This window comes from Ignavibacterium sp. (assembly GCF_025998815.1).
Lineage (GTDB): Bacteria > Bacteroidota > Ignavibacteria > Ignavibacteriales > Ignavibacteriaceae > Ignavibacterium.
Map to the genome: position 1 here is coordinate 1,185,681 of NZ_AP026678.1, position 17,797 is coordinate 1,203,477.

General features: G+C 33.4%; 23 protein-coding genes. 11 read left to right on the forward strand and 12 right to left on the reverse strand.

Annotated elements, in window-relative coordinates; genetic code table 11:
* Positions 1–13 precede the first annotated feature (13 nt).
* The 9 genes from Q0X14_RS05045 to Q0X14_RS05085 all read right to left on the reverse strand — a co-directional run bounded on the left by Q0X14_RS05045 (position 14) and on the right by Q0X14_RS05085 (position 6,859).
* Complete coding sequence (locus tag Q0X14_RS05045; RefSeq protein WP_297843321.1) at positions 14–469, reverse strand: class I SAM-dependent methyltransferase; 456 nt, start codon at positions 467–469, stop codon at positions 14–16.
* Positions 462–1,607, reverse strand: coding sequence for a Wzz/FepE/Etk N-terminal domain-containing protein (locus tag Q0X14_RS05050; RefSeq protein WP_297843323.1), 1,146 nt, complete (start codon positions 1,605–1,607; stop codon positions 462–464). Before Q0X14_RS05050 ends, Q0X14_RS05045 begins: the two co-directional genes overlap by 8 nt.
* 2 nt (positions 1,608–1,609) lie before the next feature.
* On the reverse strand, positions 1,610–3,193 hold the full coding sequence (locus tag Q0X14_RS05055; RefSeq protein WP_297843325.1) for an SLBB domain-containing protein: 1,584 nt from the start codon (positions 3,191–3,193) through the stop codon (positions 1,610–1,612).
* Positions 3,194–3,259: 66 nt separating this feature from the next.
* The gene (locus Q0X14_RS05060) at positions 3,260–4,036 is read right to left on the reverse strand and encodes a permease-like cell division protein FtsX (protein ID WP_297843328.1); all 777 of its coding nucleotides are present in this window, start codon (positions 4,034–4,036) and stop codon (positions 3,260–3,262) included.
* 98 nt (positions 4,037–4,134) lie between these two features.
* Complete coding sequence (locus Q0X14_RS05065) at positions 4,135–4,374, reverse strand: hypothetical protein (protein WP_297843331.1); 240 nt, start codon at positions 4,372–4,374, stop codon at positions 4,135–4,137.
* Positions 4,375–4,630: 256 nt separating this feature from the next.
* On the reverse strand, positions 4,631–5,215 hold the full coding sequence (locus tag Q0X14_RS05070) for a hypothetical protein (RefSeq protein WP_297843332.1): 585 nt from the start codon (positions 5,213–5,215) through the stop codon (positions 4,631–4,633).
* Positions 5,200–5,940 (reverse strand): class I SAM-dependent methyltransferase, encoded by a 741-nt coding sequence (locus Q0X14_RS05075; protein WP_297843333.1) that lies wholly within the window; start codon positions 5,938–5,940, stop codon positions 5,200–5,202. Before Q0X14_RS05075 ends, Q0X14_RS05070 begins: the two co-directional genes overlap by 16 nt.
* Positions 5,937–6,533 (reverse strand): recombination mediator RecR, encoded by a 597-nt coding sequence (gene recR / locus Q0X14_RS05080; protein WP_297843334.1) that lies wholly within the window; start codon positions 6,531–6,533, stop codon positions 5,937–5,939. The genes Q0X14_RS05075 and recR overlap by 4 nt, the downstream gene beginning before the upstream one ends.
* Positions 6,534–6,535: 2 nt before the next feature.
* Positions 6,536–6,859 (reverse strand): YbaB/EbfC family nucleoid-associated protein, encoded by a 324-nt coding sequence (locus tag Q0X14_RS05085; protein ID WP_297843335.1) that lies wholly within the window; start codon positions 6,857–6,859, stop codon positions 6,536–6,538.
* Positions 6,860–6,985: 126 nt separating this feature from the next.
* On the opposite strand from Q0X14_RS05085, the gene Q0X14_RS05090 reads away from it, so the two are divergent.
* From Q0X14_RS05090 to Q0X14_RS05140, 11 genes are all read left to right on the forward strand, one after another.
* On the forward strand, positions 6,986–7,657 hold the full coding sequence (locus Q0X14_RS05090; protein WP_297843339.1) for a phosphoribosylaminoimidazolesuccinocarboxamide synthase: 672 nt from the start codon (positions 6,986–6,988) through the stop codon (positions 7,655–7,657).
* Positions 7,657–8,304: a phosphatidylserine decarboxylase family protein gene (locus Q0X14_RS05095; protein WP_297843341.1), complete on the forward strand. Its 648-nt coding sequence runs from the start codon at positions 7,657–7,659 to the stop codon at positions 8,302–8,304. The genes Q0X14_RS05090 and Q0X14_RS05095 overlap by 1 nt, the downstream gene beginning before the upstream one ends.
* Positions 8,305–8,309: 5 nt before the next feature.
* Entirely contained in the window at positions 8,310–9,032 is a 723-nt protein-coding gene (gene pssA, locus Q0X14_RS05100) for a CDP-diacylglycerol--serine O-phosphatidyltransferase (protein WP_297843344.1), read from the forward strand.
* Positions 9,033–9,034: 2 nt separating this feature from the next.
* The gene (gene purS / locus Q0X14_RS05105; protein ID WP_297843347.1) at positions 9,035–9,286 is read left to right on the forward strand and encodes a phosphoribosylformylglycinamidine synthase subunit PurS; all 252 of its coding nucleotides are present in this window, start codon (positions 9,035–9,037) and stop codon (positions 9,284–9,286) included.
* A gap of 1 nt (position 9,287) precedes the next feature.
* Positions 9,288–9,989, forward strand: a complete 702-nt coding sequence (gene purQ / locus Q0X14_RS05110; RefSeq protein WP_297843350.1) for a phosphoribosylformylglycinamidine synthase subunit PurQ — start codon at positions 9,288–9,290, stop codon at positions 9,987–9,989.
* 15 nt (positions 9,990–10,004) lie between these two features.
* Positions 10,005–10,202, forward strand: coding sequence for a twin-arginine translocase TatA/TatE family subunit (gene tatA / locus Q0X14_RS05115; protein WP_297843353.1), 198 nt, complete (start codon positions 10,005–10,007; stop codon positions 10,200–10,202).
* Between the two features lie 73 nt (positions 10,203–10,275).
* Positions 10,276–11,700, forward strand: a complete 1,425-nt coding sequence (gene gatA, locus Q0X14_RS05120; protein WP_297843355.1) for an Asp-tRNA(Asn)/Glu-tRNA(Gln) amidotransferase subunit GatA — start codon at positions 10,276–10,278, stop codon at positions 11,698–11,700.
* Positions 11,701–12,198, forward strand: a complete 498-nt coding sequence (locus Q0X14_RS05125) for a GNAT family N-acetyltransferase (protein ID WP_297843358.1) — start codon at positions 11,701–11,703, stop codon at positions 12,196–12,198.
* Between the two features lie 71 nt (positions 12,199–12,269).
* Positions 12,270–13,277 (forward strand): succinate--CoA ligase subunit alpha, encoded by a 1,008-nt coding sequence (gene sucD / locus Q0X14_RS05130; RefSeq protein WP_297843361.1) that lies wholly within the window; start codon positions 12,270–12,272, stop codon positions 13,275–13,277.
* 9 nt (positions 13,278–13,286) lie between these two features.
* Positions 13,287–13,718, forward strand: a complete 432-nt coding sequence (gene ndk / locus Q0X14_RS05135; protein WP_297843364.1) for a nucleoside-diphosphate kinase — start codon at positions 13,287–13,289, stop codon at positions 13,716–13,718.
* Between the two features lie 20 nt (positions 13,719–13,738).
* Complete coding sequence (locus tag Q0X14_RS05140; RefSeq protein ID WP_297843367.1) at positions 13,739–14,791, forward strand: DUF6263 family protein; 1,053 nt, start codon at positions 13,739–13,741, stop codon at positions 14,789–14,791.
* Positions 14,792–14,835: 44 nt separating this feature from the next.
* Here Q0X14_RS05140 and Q0X14_RS05145 read toward each other — a convergent pair whose 3' ends face one another.
* The 3 genes from Q0X14_RS05145 to yajC form a co-directional block, all read right to left on the reverse strand.
* Positions 14,836–16,155, reverse strand: a complete 1,320-nt coding sequence (locus tag Q0X14_RS05145) for a nodulation protein NfeD (protein WP_297843369.1) — start codon at positions 16,153–16,155, stop codon at positions 14,836–14,838.
* A gap of 117 nt (positions 16,156–16,272) precedes the next feature.
* Positions 16,273–17,475, reverse strand: coding sequence for a bifunctional 3,4-dihydroxy-2-butanone-4-phosphate synthase/GTP cyclohydrolase II (locus Q0X14_RS05150; protein ID WP_297843371.1), 1,203 nt, complete (start codon positions 17,473–17,475; stop codon positions 16,273–16,275).
* 3 nt (positions 17,476–17,478) lie between these two features.
* Positions 17,479–17,796: a preprotein translocase subunit YajC gene (yajC, locus tag Q0X14_RS05155; protein ID WP_297843374.1), complete on the reverse strand. Its 318-nt coding sequence runs from the start codon at positions 17,794–17,796 to the stop codon at positions 17,479–17,481.
* Between the last annotated feature and the right edge of the window lies 1 nt (position 17,797).

A 17,797-nucleotide genomic window follows, 5' to 3' on the forward strand; every position in this document is an offset into this window, starting at 1 on the left:
AAATAAAATCAAATTATTTTTTGACGATACAATGGAAATTATACATCCAAACATCCTGATCGCAAACAGTCTTAATCATTTTAAAGAAGCTCAGAAACGACTCAACTAATTTCCGTAAGAAAAATATATCTCTATCAATTGTATTTATGCTTGCAGGAGTGAAGTAATTAGACTTTATTTCATTAAATATTTTTGCAGGAAGCAATTGAGGAATCTCATTTTGCACTAATGAAATATCAATTCCTTTTATGTTATTAAATCCTTTGGACTTTAGATAATCAAGCAAATAACCGGGTCCACAACCGAGCTCGAGTATATTATAATTGTAAGCCAGTGATTTAATGAAAGGCAAAATCTTAATGTTATAATGTTTAAATAAGCTCCTCAAATCGTTAATTCTATTACTTGAAATTTTTGATTTGAACTTAGTGTGATAATCCTGGTAAAGCAGATTCCTATGATTACTCATTTGGAGTTTTCACTCTAATAATTTTTGAATCTTTATATAAATAGAAAGAGCTGAGACCTAAAAAAACAAATATCCCTCCAATAAAAGAAGAAAAAAATAATCGAGGAGATGATTGAGAATCAGGTAAGGTTGGTTCATCAAGGACATCAACTGAAGGTGTATCTCTTTTTTCCTGAATTTTTTCTTTATAGTAAAGCTGCTGCAACATCACATAAATTTCATTTTGAATCCTTACTTCACGGAAAAGTGATGATAATTGCTGTCCTAATTCAGGAGCATTTTTGAAGCTTAATAAATAATCAATTCTATCAGTGTCGAAATTATTGTATTGTCTTTTTAGTTCTTCTAATTGCTTTTGTAAGGTATGATAGTATTTATTTTCCTCAGTTACATCATTTTTCAACAAACTCATCTCAATTTCTATTCTGGTAATTTCTGATTTTAATTTAGCAGCTGCTTCAAGTGAGCTTTTCATTTGGTCAGAAAGTGAAATAGTCTTATACTTTTGCTGGAATTTCACCAACTCAGTTTCAAGTGAATCGAGTTGAACTTTAGTTTCCTTTAGTTGTTCCTCCAAGTAGATTCTTGTATTTTTTGATTTAGTTGACAACTTACTATTATTGAAATAGTTTAACCCATCTATAAAAGTCTTGGCAATTTCTTTAGCTAGTGTTTTTAATGAATCTCTATTCGCCGTAATCTGAGGGAAAATATCTGAGGTGACATCAACAGAAAGTTTTACAATTCCTTCCTTATTTAAATCAAACGAAATCATTTTTTGCAATTTCGAGATTGCCTTTTCTTTTGAGTCAACATCAAACTTTTCTTCGAGATTTAATTTATTGATAACAAATTCAGATAAAGTTCTGCTTTTCATTATTTGAATATACATCTCTGAACTTGCTATCGTCATCATTCCGGAAGAAATACCGCCTAAATCATTAGAACCTATACTTAATAAACTTCCAAGACCAAAATCTTTTTTTCTCTCGGGAGGAAGAATAGTTACACTACTCGTATATGTCACCGGATAAACAAACAATAATATCAGGAACAGAATAACTGTTGATAAAATAGTAACGCTTATGATCCGTTTCCAGTTTATCAGGATTGTATGTAGTATTGAATGAAAATCCATTTTTACCTCGTTGCTACAATTACTGCTACTGTTGCTGCAACAACGGCTGCTATTTGACCAAGAACCTGCAGACTCGTTGTAAATACTTCCCAGAATTTCGGTCCCGGCGGATCTTCAGGAACCCAAATTGTATCGCCAGGTTTTAGTTCATCAACATCCTCTGCATCCACCCATTCACCTGTGTTGGCTCGTATAACTCTTACATCACCTTCTTTTGCTCGCCAACTAAAACCACCTGCGATATTAATGTAATCATCAATAGTTAATCCTGTTTTGTAAGTAATGTTTCCGGGATTGACAACCTGTCCTATAATTGAAATATATTCTTTCTTTTCCGGAATTGTGATTATATCTCCAATTTTTAATACAACATCTTCATTAGAATCTTTTTGTAGAAAAAGTTTTTCAAAATCAATAACAACTCTTCCTCTTTTCTGTCGAGAACGTGCTTTGAGATAATCATATTCATCATCAGTCATATCAGCTCTTGGGATAAGTCGCAATCGTTCAAGTTCAGGATCATAAGTTGAGTCAGCTTTTGTTCTGTAAAGAACAGCATCTTTTAAAGAAGCATTTTTTTTGAAACCGCCGGCTTCGTTTATAACCTGTGAAAGAGTTGTTTCATCTTTTTTAATTTTATAAACACCAGGATATTTGATTTCACCTTTCACCTCTACATAATGAACATCAAAGTAATCCGGAATTTCCCTGACAATGATAAAATCTCCTTTATTTACTTTTGGTTTTTCCGACTTAATCTTTTCATAACTGAAATAAATACTATACTGAGACTTTCCATCATCTGTAAAGCGAACAATTTCAATTGAATCAGTTCTTGCTTTGTATAAAATTCCACCAGCGACATTCAATACTTCATCAATTGATTCACCTTCTTTATACTCATAATTACCTGGATATTTAATGTGCCCGAAAAGTGAAACAAACCTTTCTGCTTTATCAACAAGCACGATATCTCCATCATTCAAGAAAGGATTTTGACTGTAATCACCAAGTCTGAGGAATTTTAATAAATCAACTTTCTTTTGTTCGCCGTTTTTGGAATTTATCCTGATATTTCTGATGTCTGAAGAGTTAGTAAGTCCGGATGACAATACGAACAAATCTAATAGTCGTGATGACGAACTTAATACATAAGTCGATGGATTGATTACATTACCAACCAAAGAAACTTTTAACTTTCTGAAATTCTGAAGTGAAATGTGAATATCAACATCTTTAAAGCTCTTCATCAATCTGGTTTGTATAGCCACTTTTGCTTCTGATAAAGTTTTATTCCGAAGATCTATTGCTCCGATTCTTGGAATGTAGATAAATCCTTCCGGATCAATGCCCGGGGTAAATATTTTTTCATCCAAACCGCTGATCGAGATAAAGAGAATATCGCCGGGACCAACTTTATATTCATTCGGATCAATTGCTCCTTCGGATGAAGTCGTTAAAAACTGAGTTATCAATGTTGAGTCTTTCAATCCAAGCAATGCTCTCTCCTGATAATCAGGAAAAACCTGAGCAATTGAAGTAAAATTGATTAATAATAAAATGAGAAAAAGTAATTGCGCCTTCAATTTTATACCAAATTGTGATTGTTGTGATACAAACTAAATTCTATACTTATAAAATAATAAAACTTATTAAACTCTTAACGAAATTTTTCTTAGTGCAACAGTGGTTACAATTGAACCAATAAAAGGTCCAATTAGTAAAATCAAAACTATGAATAATCTAAAATCGAATCCTGTCACTTTCAACAACAAATTATAATCTAAATTGAAGTACGATATAACTGAAAAAGAAACGAGCATACTAATTGCACCTGATAATAATCCTATCAGAATGATATTGAAAATTATGGGCAATTTTATCGTGCTTAGTTTAGCACCAACCAGCTTCATAGTTTCAAGCTCTTCATATTTTGAATTCATAATCAGTTTAACAGTGCTGTAAACAAGATAAATTGATACAAGAAGCATAAATCCAGTGAATATGAAAATGTATAGTTTAACTTTTTCCGAAAATGCAATTACCTTTTGAAGAAATTCCATTTTAGATACCACTTCGGTTACAATTTCTTCCCTTTGAATAGCACTCATAATTTTTTTCAGCGAGTCCTTATTTGTGTATTCATTTTTCAAATAAAGAGTGTAAGAAGCTGGTAATGGATTATAATCAAGAATTTTCCTGAAATCTTCACCGGTTTCTTTCAGAAAAATTTCTGCTGCTCTTTCTTTCGAGATGAATTCAATTTTGGAAGTAAAAGGTTGATTCTTCAGTTGCTCTGCAAAGTTATTTAATGATTCATCGCTAACATTGTCTTTAATAAAAATGTTTAAAGAGATATTTTGTTGAACATATTCCTGTAAAAATTTTGATGCTCTGATTAAATAAAAAGATAATACAATCAGTAACACACAAAGGGTTAAAGAAATAAGATTTAAGAAAAAATTTAATTTGGATCTAAGGATTAGTTTAAAAGATTCTTTTATGACAAAACTCATTTCTTTCTTTCTTAAAAATTAGACTCATCAAGCCAACGGGAAATCTGCCATTTTTCATTTTCTGGATTTTTCTTCAATGCAAGATTTACTCTTCCATCAACACGAATAACATCTGTTGGATTAAAAATTATCGTCAGATTAAAGCTTCTTACAACATTTGCAGTAAGAGAATCCTGTGTAAGTAAAATTATATTATTCCAAACCAAATCTAATCTTTGGACATTCTGAAAAAGTCCTAAAGTTGTTCTCATCTCGTCATCTCTTCCCCAGGATACATCAAACCCCTGATCATAGTCTCTGTAAGTGAAAACAAAATCCTGAGTTAAAAGCTGACCGTAAATTGTGGTATCCTTGAAAGTATAAGCATATTGAAAATTCTGAAAGACTCCGTTAATATCTTTTTGATCCGATATTGGTGGTTTATCATCTCCAATATTTTCATCATAAGACGGTGCAAATGGATTTGTACATCCAATAAAAAATATCAGCGATATGTAAATTAAATTCTTAATAGAAAATTCCTTTCATTTCACTCCAGCTTGGCAAACTGCTGCTTCTTGTATCTTTCCAGTAATAAATTGACCAATCCGAACGATTATCTCTAATCATATTAAACTGCAGATTTCCGGAATAATTTTTGGGTTCGGATGAATTGTGTGGAATATTAATAAAATAATTTGCAGAATAAACCAGCGTATCACCTGAAAGACTGCTATAACTTTCATCGCTGAATGTAAGAGTTATTGGAAAGTCTTTTGGAACTTTTGCAACAACACTGTTAAAATATCTCCGTTCATCATCAAGTCCCCAATCCTGTGCAAGAAAAGCATAAGTGGAAACTGCTTCGCTCGAAGGGATAAATGTAAAAGGTTTGCTCACGAATAAAGTATCAACAAAACAAGCAATATAGTTTTGAGTATTTTTATCGTTAAAAGAATTTTTGAGATTCTCGATTACAATTGAGGGTTCTTTTGGCGGTAAAAAGTTAGCTCTGTTCTCATCCGGGTTTTCAGGTTCTCTTGTAGTAAAAAGATCACAGCCTGATACTATCAACAGAAAGATTAAGGATATTTTAATTATTTTTTTTTGCATATTGCTATAAAGCGCGGAGATGAAATTTCATCAAATTCATTTCCTAAAAAATCTCCAAACAAATTAATAATTTCAAATCCAAATTCCTTCAACTTAAGAGTAAGTAAATTACTTTCGTATAACTTCACTGATTCAAAATAAACTTTTGAATTTCCGTTGCGAATAATAGTAATTTTTTTATTCACTCTCTGATCAACAATTTTTCTTTCCTGCTTAATAATATAATTTTCATTGGATTCTTCAGAATATTCAACCAGATTTTTTTCAAGGTGGTTTTTATTGAAATAATCCAGAACAAAATAGCCATTTGAATTTAATAAAGAGTAAGCTTTTTGAAATAGGAGAAAATTTTCATCATCGGTTTCAAAGTATCCAAAACTTGTAAAAAGGTTAAGGACAAGATCAAACTTTTTAGAAGCAGTAAACTGCCTTAAATCAGACTGAATAAATTCTATATCAAGATTTTCTTTTTCAGCATTAAATCTTGCTTCATTCAGAAGTCTTGCACTCAAGTCAACACCTGTAACTTTATAACCAACTTTAGCAAGTAAAATCGAATGTCTGCCAGCACCACAAGCTAAATCCAAAACAGATGCGTTTGGAGGTAATTTAATTTTAGAAAGCAAAAATCGGATATGACATTCAGCATCGTTTTCATTCCGATGCTTATAAACATTTAGATACTCATCTGTATTAAACCACTCAACGAACCAATCTTTTTTCATAAATCAATTCTATTCAGCATTGCCTTTCCAATTGTAGCTTCATCAGCAAATTCTAAATCACCTCCGATTGGAATACCTCTTGCAATTCTTGTTACTTTAACTCCAAGTGGTTTAATCAATTTAGCAAGATACAACGAAGTAGTTTCACCTTCTGTATCGGGATTAAGTGCGAGGATTACTTCCTTTATTTCTTCATCGTGAAATCTGTTAATTAATTCTTTTATTCTCAGGTTCTCAGCACCAATTCCCATTAATGGCGATAGAACTCCACCCAAAACGTGATACAATCCATTAAACTCGTGAGATTTTTCAATTGCAATAACATCACTAGCCTCTTCAACAACACAAATTGTTGACTGATCCCGTTTAGGGTTTTTACAAATATCACAAAGTTCATCTTCTGAAAGATTATAGCACTTTTTACAGAGCGTTAATTTTTCTTTGAGGTCAATTATCGCTTTGGCTAACTTTTCAGCAGATTCTTTATCGTTTTTAATTATGTGAAGTGCTAATCTCTGGGCAGTTTTCTTCCCAATTCCCGGAAGTTTACTTAATTCATCTATTGCTATCAGTAATGTTTCTGCTATTTGCACTGTTAGAATCCTGGAATATTCATACCTGGAGGCAACATTCCTTTTGTAACTTTAGCAAGTTCTTCTTCCGCCATTTTACCTGCAGAAGTTAATGCTTTATTTACTGCTGCAACAACCAGATCTTCAAGAATCTCTTTTTCTTCCTGATTGATAACCTGAGGATCAATTTCTATAGAAACAATCTCTTTTGCTCCGTTTGCAGTCGCTTTTATAATTCCACCGCCAGCTTCTTCAGTAACTGTCATATTGACAAGCTGCGCCTGAACTTTCTGCATTTCTTCCTGCATTTTCTGTACTTGCTTTAACATTCCCTGCAAATTTTTCATTCTTTTAACTCCAAATTGATTTTAATTAGGAAAAAATTACTTCTACAAATATATGATAAAGGTTTGACTTTATTTATTTCTTAATACAAATTTGAAACATAGATAACAAAAAGAAAAAGGTCTTTTATGTTAGAGACAATTTTACATTCTCAACCAATTGATGAAAAGTACATTCAAGTTGAATATACTGACACAGTTTTATTGGAGAAAAAGAAAATAAAAGTTAAAGACATTGGAATAAAAACCTGCGAACTGAGTCATTTCTTTTTTGAATATGCAACCGGATTTCAAATACCGACTGCTTATGTTAAAAAAGATGATAAAACAATTCTGAAGTTTGTTAATCACAAACCTTTTTCTTTTACCGTAAAAATCTTAAATCGTGCTGACAAAAGAATTGCAAAAATTTTCGGACTAAAAGAACACAGCGAACTAAAACTACCCGTTTTTGAATTTCATTATGGAGAAGGTAAAGACACATTGATAAGTGAAAGTCATTTAATTTCTTTTGATCTTTGTAATCAGGAAGATATGAAAGTAATTTTAAGAATAAGTTCGAAGGTTAACGCAGTGTTAAAATCTTTTTTCGATAGAAGAAATGAAATCTTATCTCAACTTTCCTGCACTTTTGGTAAATTTGAAGAGAAGATTTGTTTAAGTGGTGATTTCTCACCTTTCGGTTTGAAAGTTTATCCAAAAGAAGAAAATAAGAAATGGTTCGACCCTGAAAAGATGAACACACCAGCAGAAATTAAAAAGTATACTGATTTTCTACATAATATCGTGAGTCCTAAATAATGTTCACAAAATATGGTTACACAACAATCGGCACTGTTGCAATAATTTCTTTCATACTAATTGTAATCGGGATTTTTATAAATAATGGTTACATCAGATATCCTCTTTTTATTCTCGCATTACTTTTAATTGCTTTCACTTTAAATTTTTTCAGAGATCCTGAAAGAATAGTTCCCTCAAAAGAAAATATTGTTGTATCTCCTGCCGATGGAAAAGTACTTTTTGTAAAAGAAGTAATTGATGAAAAATTTCTCAAAGGAAAAGCAAAGCAGATTTCTGTTTTTATGTCACCGTTAAATGTTCATGTTAATCGAATTCCTATCTCAGGTAAAGTTGATTATTTAAAACATTACGAAGGAGAATTTATTGCTGCATTTGAAGACAAAGCTTCAGAAAGAAATGAAAGAACAGAGATTGGAATTACATCTCTAAAAGGTAAAGTACTGTTCACTCAGATTGCGGGATTTGTAGCACGAAGAATAGTTTGTGATTTGAAATCCGGAGATGAAGTTAAAATCGGAGAGCGATTTGGAATGATTAAATTTGGCAGTCGTGTCGATATTCTCGTTCCAATTGATTGGCAGGAAAAAGTTAAAAAAGATGATAAAGTTTTTGCAGGCGAAACAGTTCTTTTCGAAATTCCATAATAAAGATGAGCAAACTTAAAATCACACCTTCAGTTATTCCTAATCTCTTTACTGCTCTGAATATGTTCAGTGGATTTTTGTCCATCATTTATTCAAGCAATGAAAATTTTGTTTATGCCGGCTGGTTGATAATTGTTGCTGCAATCTTCGATACACTTGATGGTTTAATGGCACGACTTACAAAATCTAGTAGTGAGCTTGGAGTTGAGCTCGACTCACTTTCTGATGTTGTTTCTTTCGGTGCTGCACCATCATTTCTGCTTTACAAAACTTATTTCTATAATTTTGAAACGGCAGGAATAATTTTAAGCTCATTGCCTCTTATTGCCGGCGGATTTCGTCTTGCAAGATTTAATGTTCAGTTGGTTGGCTTTGATAAAAAATATTTTACCGGCTTGCCCATTCCATCCGCAGCAATCATATTTGCTACAATGATTCTAAGTTTTTACAACAACGGGTTTGAAAAAATTTTTGACTACATAATTATTCCCGGAGTTATCATCATCTCTTATCTGATGGTAAGCAAAGTAAGATATGAAACATTTCCGAAATTCAGTTCAGAAAACATCAAAGCAAAACCTTTTCATTTCATTTTTATGTTTCTTTCATTTGTAGCGATAATCATTTTCTATGTAAAAGGACTTTTCTTTAGTTTTGTAGCGATGATTTTACTCGGTCTAATAAGACATTATTATCTAAAGATTACAAATAAAACCATCAGAGGTTAAAGTTGTTCAAAGCGAAAGTAATTATTAAACGAAGACCTTCTATTCTTGATCCTCAGGGAAAAGCAGTTGAAAAAGGCGCTCAGCATCTTGGATTAACGAACATCAGAAACACCAGAATTGGTAAATACATTGAATTTGATGTTCTGAGCGATAATCGTCAGGAAGCAGAGAAAGAAGTTAATGATTATTGTAATAAGCTTCTTGCAAATCCAATTATGGAAGATTATGAATTCACACTTGAAGAAGTGAAGTGATATGAAACCAAAGTTCGGCGTTGTAGTTTTTCCTGGTTCCAACTGTGATCACGATGCTTATTATGTTATTAAAAAAATTCTTGATCACGATGTAACTTTTTTGTGGCACAAAGAAAATAATCTTGATGATACAAATGTTATAATTCTTCCCGGTGGATTCTCTTACGGTGATTATTTAAGAACAGGTGCTATAGCAAGATTTTCTCCTATAATGAATTCCGTAATTGATTTTGCAAACAAAGGTGGAATTGTAATTGGAATTTGTAATGGTTTCCAGATTTTACTTGAAGCCGGATTATTACCCGGCGTTATGCTACGAAATATTTCACTGCAATTTGTTTGTAAAGATGTTTATCTTTCGACTGAAAACAGAAGCACACTTTTTACAAGTGAAATACCTTCTGAAAAAAAAGCTATTAAAATTCCAATAGCACACGGTGAAGGTAATTACTTTGCTAGCGAAGATGTTCTTAAAGAACTTGAAGATAATAATCAGATAGTTTTCAGATATTCAGATTCAAATGGAATTGTTTCAGAAGAATTAAATCCAAATGGCTCTTTGTTAAACATTGCTGGTATAATTAACAAAAAAGGTAATGTTCTTGGAATGATGCCTCATCCTGAAAGAGCTTGTGATTCTGTTCTTGGTAAAACTGATGGACAACTTATATTTAAGTCAATAATAAATTATTTAACAAATTAAAACGAAGGAGCTGATATGTTTGGAAATTTAGGCGCCGGTGAAATAATCCTGATAATACTTGTAATTCTTCTTCTGTTTGGAGCAAAGAAAATTCCTGAACTTGCTCAGGGTTTGGGTAAAGGAATGAAAGAATTTAAGAAAGCCGTTCGTGATGTTGAAGACGAAATCAAAAAAACAGATGAAGAAGTAAAGAAAGAAGAAAAAAAATCTTAATGATTTTCTTTCCTGAAAAAATTTAACCGTTTCTTTTCCAGAAACGGTTTTTTATTATTCATAAGAGCGTATAATGGAATATAAAAACATCACAGAAAAAATTTCTTTAATTAAAGATGGCAAAATTTCTCTCGTTCAGAATGTAAAAGATTTTTTAATCAGAATTGAAGCAAGAAAAAATCTTAATGCATTTAATTTTATTTTCGCTGAAGAAGCAATTGCTAAAGCAGAAGAAGTTGAAAATAAAATTAAATCAGGCAAACACGGTAAACTTGCCGGAGCAGTAATCGCAATCAAAGATGTTCTTGCTTATAAAGATCATCCTCTCACCTGCTCTTCAAAAATCTTATCTGATTTTATTTCAATATACACAGCAACAGCAGTAAAGAAATTAATTGATGAAGATGCTATTATCATCGGCAAAACAAATTGTGATGAATTTGCAATGGGTTCATCAAATGAGAATTCGGCATTTGGTGCAGTCTTAAATCCAATTGATGAAACCAGAGTTCCCGGTGGTTCAAGCGGAGGTTCTGCAGTAGCTGTTGATGCTGATTTATGCGATGCATCACTTGGAACTGATACCGGTGGTTCAATTCGTCAGCCTGCTGCTTTCTGCGGAATATTTGGAATGAAACCAACTTACGGAAGAGTTTCAAGATTTGGTTTAACTGCATTTGCATCTTCTTTTGATACGATTGGACCATTTGCAAAAAGTATTGAAGATGTGGCGCTGATTCTGAATGTAATTTCTGGTAAAGATGATAATGACTCAACTTCAGTTGATTCAAACAAAATTGATTATCCGATAAAAGAGCTCACTGAACAAAAAATAAAAATTGGTATACCAAAAGAATATTTTGGTGAAGGATTAGATAATGAAATTAAGATGAGAATTTTTAATGTTGTAGAAATATTAAAAAGTAACGGGATTGAATTTGAATCTGTTTCTCTTCCGATGACAGAATACAATATCGCAACTTATTACATTCTCACAACTGCGGAAGCATCTTCAAACCTGGCGAGATATGATGGTGCCCGGTATGGCTACCGTTCCAAACAATCAGGAACACTGGAAGAAATGTATGTTAATTCCCGGTCAGAAGGATTTGGCAATGAAGTAAAACGAAGAATAATGTTAGGCACTTATGTTTTATCATCCGGGTATTATGATGCTTACTATCGAAAAGCTCAGAAAGTTAGACGATTGATTAAAGAAGATTTTGATAAAGTGTTTGCGCAGGTTGATTTGCTCATAACCCCAACTACACCTTCAGTTGCATTTAAGCTTGGTGAAAAATCAAGTGATCCATTACAAATGTATCTGAGCGATATATACACAACTTCAGCTAATCTTGCCGGAATTCCAGGATTAAATATCCCAATAGGATTTAATAAAGAAAGATTACCTATTGGAATGCAAATCCTTTCAAGACACTTTGATGAGAATAAAATATTTCAAATAGCTTCGTTAACTAAAAATTTACTCGGCAGATAAATGCCTCAAACAAAAATCCGAAGTTGGTTAAAAAGCGATTTCAAAACTGTAAGAAAAATTTTAACCGAAACCTGGTTAGATACATATTCATTCATTCCTGAAGAAGATATCCTGTTTCACTTAGATAAATTTTATAGTGAAGAAAAACTAAACGTTCTCTTTATCGATCCATATACACAATGTTTCATTACTGAATCAGATGGACATTCATCCGGTTGGATGAAGTTATACGACAACAAATCACAAAAGAGATTTTATGTATCCTCACTTTATGTTCTCCCTCAATTTCAAGGTACTGGTATTGGTAAAATTTTGATGAATAAAGCTGAAGAAATTGCAAGGCAGAAAGGTTACGACCGGATTTGGCTTGGTGTTATGAAAGATAATATCAAAGCACTGGAATGGTACAAAAAAATCGGATTTAATTTCGTTGAAGAAGAACCATTTCAGATGGGAAAAACAGTAGTGATGCATCTTATAGGATACAAACTAATATAACTTTCCTGTTCATACTTCAACTTAAATTCTTTATTTTTGATGCACATTTTTAATAGAAAAGGGATAAATCAATGAGTATTCTCGTTTCAAATAAAACAAGATTAGTCGTTCAGGGAATTACAGGCAGCGAAGGTTCTTTTCATACCGGACAAATGGTTGAATACGGAACCAAAGTAGTTGCAGGTGTAACTCCCGGAAAAGGCGGAACAAAATTCGAAGGTATTCCAATTTATAACACTGTTGAAGAAGCAGTTAAAGAACAAAAGGCAAATACATCTGTAATTTTCGTTCCACCGGCATTTGCTGCAGATGCAATCCTTGAGGCAGCCAATGCAGGCATTAAAGTAATTATATGCATCACTGAAGGAATTCCAACCAACGATATGTTGAAAGTTTATAATGCAATTAAAAATAAAGATGTTGTTTTAATCGGTCCGAATTGTCCCGGAGTAATTTCACCCGGACAAGCTAAAGTTGGAATTATGCCAGGATTCATTCATAAAAAAGGAAACATTGGTGTTGTATCAAGAAGTGGAACATTGACTTATGAAGCAGTAAAACAATTAACTGATGTTGGGCTTGGACAATCAACTTGCGTCGGAATTGGTGGTGATCCGATTATAGGTTCAAAGTTTACAGATATAATAAAAATGTTTAATGAAGATCCTGACACAGAAGGCATCGTAATGATTGGTGAGATTGGCGGAAGTGCTGAAGAAGAAGCTGCAGAGTTTATAAAGAAAAATGTGAAGAAACCTGTTGTTGGATTTATTGCCGGAAGAACTGCTCCTCCGGGAAGAAGAATGGGTCACGCAGGTGCAATAATCTCTGGTGGAAAAGGTACTGCAGCAGAAAAAATGGCAGCGATGAAAAAAGCCGGAATTCATGTTGTTGAAAGTCCTGCCGAAATTGGAATTACAATGTTCAAAGCAATAGAGAAGTTGAGAAAAGCAAAAGCAGTTTCAAAGGTAGATTCTAAAAAGGCAAAACCGACAAAAACAAAAACTACTGATAAAAAAAGTAAGTCATCAAAAAAAGAAAAATCATCAAAGAAAAAGTCACATAAAAAGAAAAGATAGGAGAATAAATTGGGTAACAAAACATTAGCAATTATTAAACCTGACGCTGTAAGCGATGGTTATATTGGCGAAATTATTTCAATGATCACAAAAGCTGGTTTCAAAGTAAAAGCTCTGAAGATGGTTCATTTAACAGTAAATCAGGCAAAGAGCTTTTATGAAGTTCACAAAGAAAGACCTTTCTACAATGATTTGGTAGAATATATGACTTCAGGTCCGTGTGTTCCGATTGCATTGGAAAAAGAAAATGCTGTTGAAGATTACAGAAAACTGATCGGCGCAACCGATCCGGCTCAAGCAGAAGAAGGAACTGTCAGAAAACTTTATGCAAGAAATAAACAGTTTAATGCTGTTCACGGCTCTGATTCTGATGAAAATGCCGAAAAGGAAATCGCTTTCTTTTTCTCCAGGCAGGAGTTGTTAGAAAATTATCCAAACTAAAAAATGAAATGAGGAATCAAATGAAAAAATATTTTTTAATCGTAACAATTTTAACTGCTGTTATTATTTCAGCCTGCGGAGAAAAGAAAGGCGATGCTCCGGAAAGTGCTCAGTTGGATAGTACAGCTTATGTATATGATTCTACGGGAATTAAAGCTCAGCCAATTGATGATAAGTCTAATTTTCAGTTAGCTTATAATTTTAACAAAGGCGAAACTGTTCGATACAGACTTTCCACTATTTCTGAAAACATGCAAACTTTAACAACCGATACTTCAATCACAATGAAACTTCATCAGGAAGTTGTTTATGTTTTTGATTTTACACCAAAGGAAATTGATAAGGACGGAGTCACAGAAGCTGATATTAAAATTTTAGGTGTGAAATTAAGTGCAAATGTAAACGGAGAGAAAGTAAATTTTGAAGCCGGTAAAAATGTTGATTCTGCAGATCAAAAAAGATTTGCGGAATTTCTTGCTCTTTGGAATAATCCTTTCTCTGTAAGATTTAACAAAGCTGGTGAAGTGCTTGAAGTATTCAGAGCTGATAAGATTGCAAATAAATTTTTCAGTTTGCGTGGTGCTGACTCTCTTGATGCTCAAACAAAGAATATGGTAAAAGATGATATGGTTAGCAATGTATTAAAGCCCATTGTACTTCAGTTAATTAGAAAAATGCCGGAGAAACAGCTTGCAAAGGATTCAACCTGGACAATCCCACAACCACCAATTCCAATGATGGTATTTCAGATTAATTTCACAAACAAGTATAAAATAAATTCCATTGAAAAACTGGAAGAAGACAGACTTGCAGTAATTGATGCCGGAATGGATTATAATGTTACCGGCGATACAAAATATGAAGAGCGTGGAGTTGTCTATAATTTCAAAAAACCTGTTTCAACAGGTGAAGGTACAATTTACTTTAATATTGATAAAGGAAGAATTCAGAAATCGAAAACAAAGTCTTATACTGAAATGTTCTTTACTTTCGATGCAAACACACCGCAAGGTAAACAGAAAGGAAGCAGAAAAGAAACTGTTGCCAACACCAGCATTCTTGAAATGCTTTAATTCATTTCTATTTTAATGGGAGAGTTAATCCTCTCCCAAAAATTTTATTTCACTTCCTGAACAACTACTTTAATTCCTTCAACACGAATAACTTTAACTGGTTTACCGGGTTCAATGTATTCATTATCAGCTACAACATCGTATTTTTTCCCATCAATTTCAGCAATGCCGGCTGGTCTTAACACAGTAAGTGCTTTTCCTGATTTGCCGATAAGAGAAGTATCAGAAGGATATGAAACAAATCCCTGATCAGTTTTTTCAGATTCTGAAAGGACTAATTTGCTGAAAGCAGTAGTCTTGGGTAAAAACTTTGCGAGAAGAAAAACCAGAATTATTGCTGCAATCAATGCAACAGTCAGTTGAATTATTGCAACTGAAATAGATTCAAAAGTAATGAATGGCTCGCTGCCTATCAGTGATAAAAATATTGAAGCGAATATCAAAACAATTCCTGATATTCCCGCCACACCAAATCCGGGAATTACAAAAATCTCTACAAGAAGTAAAACTACTCCTGCAACAAACATCAGAATCTCAACGATTGATGCAAGTTGAAGAATGTAAGATGAACCAAAGAAAAGTGCTAAAGCAATTAACCCTGCTGTACCAGGTAAACCCCAGCCGGGAGTTTTTATCTCAGCAAGTAATCCAAAAAAGCCAATCATAATAAGGATTGAAGCAATGATAGGATTATTTAAAAATCTTACAATATCTTCAGCCCAATTAGATCTGACATCAACAATTTTAGCATCCTTCATCCCAATGTATGATAAAACATCATCGAGTCTGGTGAGAATTGTGTCAGCCATTTTATATTTTACAGCTTCTTCAGAAGTTAAAGTAACGAGTTGAGTACTATCGCATAAACCCGGAATGACAATTCTTTCATCAACCATTGCCTGGGCAATATCAGTTGGTCTTCCATTTTTTTCAGCAGTAGACCTCATCTCAGAACGCATATAAGACTGATACTTTTCACCAACTTTCTGACCTGTTTGATCAACTACAGTAGCAGCACCCATATTACTTCCGGGTGCCATTACAATAACATTACAGGAAAGTGTAATCAGTGCGCCGGCAGAGATTGCTCTGTTATTTACAAAAGCAACTGTCTTAACTTTGCTTGAAAGTATTGCATCTTTAATCTGAGTTGCAGCATCAACTCTTCCACCGAAGGTATTGATCTTAAAAATTATTGCATCAGCATTATTTTTTTCTGCTTCATTAATAACACGAGTAACATAAGGAGCTAATCCAAGATCGATATCGCCTTCAATGAAACCAAGATAAACTGTTTTTTGCTGTGCTGTGACTTCAATTATTGTAATAACTAAAAGTATGGAAAGAATTTTTAGTGCTTTCATATAAAAACCAAAGTTAGTTTCTGATTCTAAAATAGTGTTAAGATAGGAATTAAGAAACTGATGGAGGAGAACACTAATTGTTAAATAGAAAAGAAACAGATTATTAAAATTCTAAAGCTATTTAAGAATTATATGCCCCAGCTTATCTCTTTTTGTTTTCAGATATTTTTCGTTGTTCTTATTTGGTGGAATTTCAATAGGAACTCTTTCAACTATTTCGAGTCCGTAACCTTTTAAGCCGATTACTTTTTTAGGATTGTTGGTTAAAAGTTTGATTTTCCTGATTCCAAGATCAAGTAATATCTGAGCACCGATACCATAATCTCTCAGGTCTGGTTTAAAGCCAAGTTTTTCATTTGCTTCAACGGTGTCGAGTCCTTCATCCTGAAGTCTGTATGCTTTGATTTTGTTCTCAAGTCCGATTCCTCTTCCCTCTTGTCGCATATAAACAAGTGCGCCAGAGCCATTCGCCTCAATTAAATCTAAAGCATAATTAAGTTGGTCGTGACAATCGCAACGAAGTGAATGAAATACATCACCGGTTAAACATTCTGAATGCATTCGAACAAGAAAAGGTTCCTCAGGACTTGGATTACCTTTTACAATTGCGACCTGTTTTTTCCTATCAAGCAAATTTCTGTAAAGATGAAGTCTGAATTCGCCGTGTGCTGTTGGGAAATTAATATCAGTTATTTTCTCAATAAGCTTTTCAGTTCTTACACGATATTGAATTAAGTCCTGTACTGTTAATATTTTGAGATTAAATTTTTTGGCAACTTCAATCAATTCAGGAACACGAGCCATTTCACCATCTTCACGAAGAATTTCACAGAGAACACCTGCAGGTTTCAGGTTAGCCAGGCGACACAAATCAACAGCAGCTTCAGTATGTCCGGCTCTACGAAGAACACCTTCATCAAATGCTCTTAATGGGAAAATATGCCCGGGACGAGCGAAGTCCTCGGGCTTCGAATCATCATCAACTAATTTTTTAATTGTCAATGCCCTGTCAGCAGCAGATATACCGGTTGTTGTTCCTTCTATTGCGTCAACAGTAACTGTAAACTGAGTGCCGTGAAGAGCAGAATTGGAATCAACCATCAATGGAAGATTTAATTCATCAAGTCTCTTTTTACTTAAAGCAACACACAGCATTCCTCTTCCATGAGTAACCATAAAGTTAACGATATCAGGAGTAACATATTCTGCAGCACAGATAAAGTCTCCTTCGTTCTCACGATCTTCATCATCAACTACTATTATTACTTTGCCATTTTTAATTTCTTCAATGGCTTCTTCGACAGAGCAAAAAGGGTTCATAATTTATGATGTTTTTTTCTCAACAATGTTAATTGCGCTTCTATCAACTTTTATTTTTACATTATCAGCAATCTGAAGCAGAACGGTTTTGTCATCCAATCCTGCAATAGTGCCGTGAATACCACCTGAAGTGACAACCTTATCACCCTTTTCCAAAGCATTAAGCATTTTTTCTCTTTCCTTTGCTCGCTTCTGCTGAGGTCTGATAATCATGAAATAGAAAATCAAAAAGATTGCACCAAACATTATAAGAGTGCTGATAAGATTTGCACTTCCGCCACCACCGTTTTGTGGAGCCATAGCAATCATAACTTCTAACATA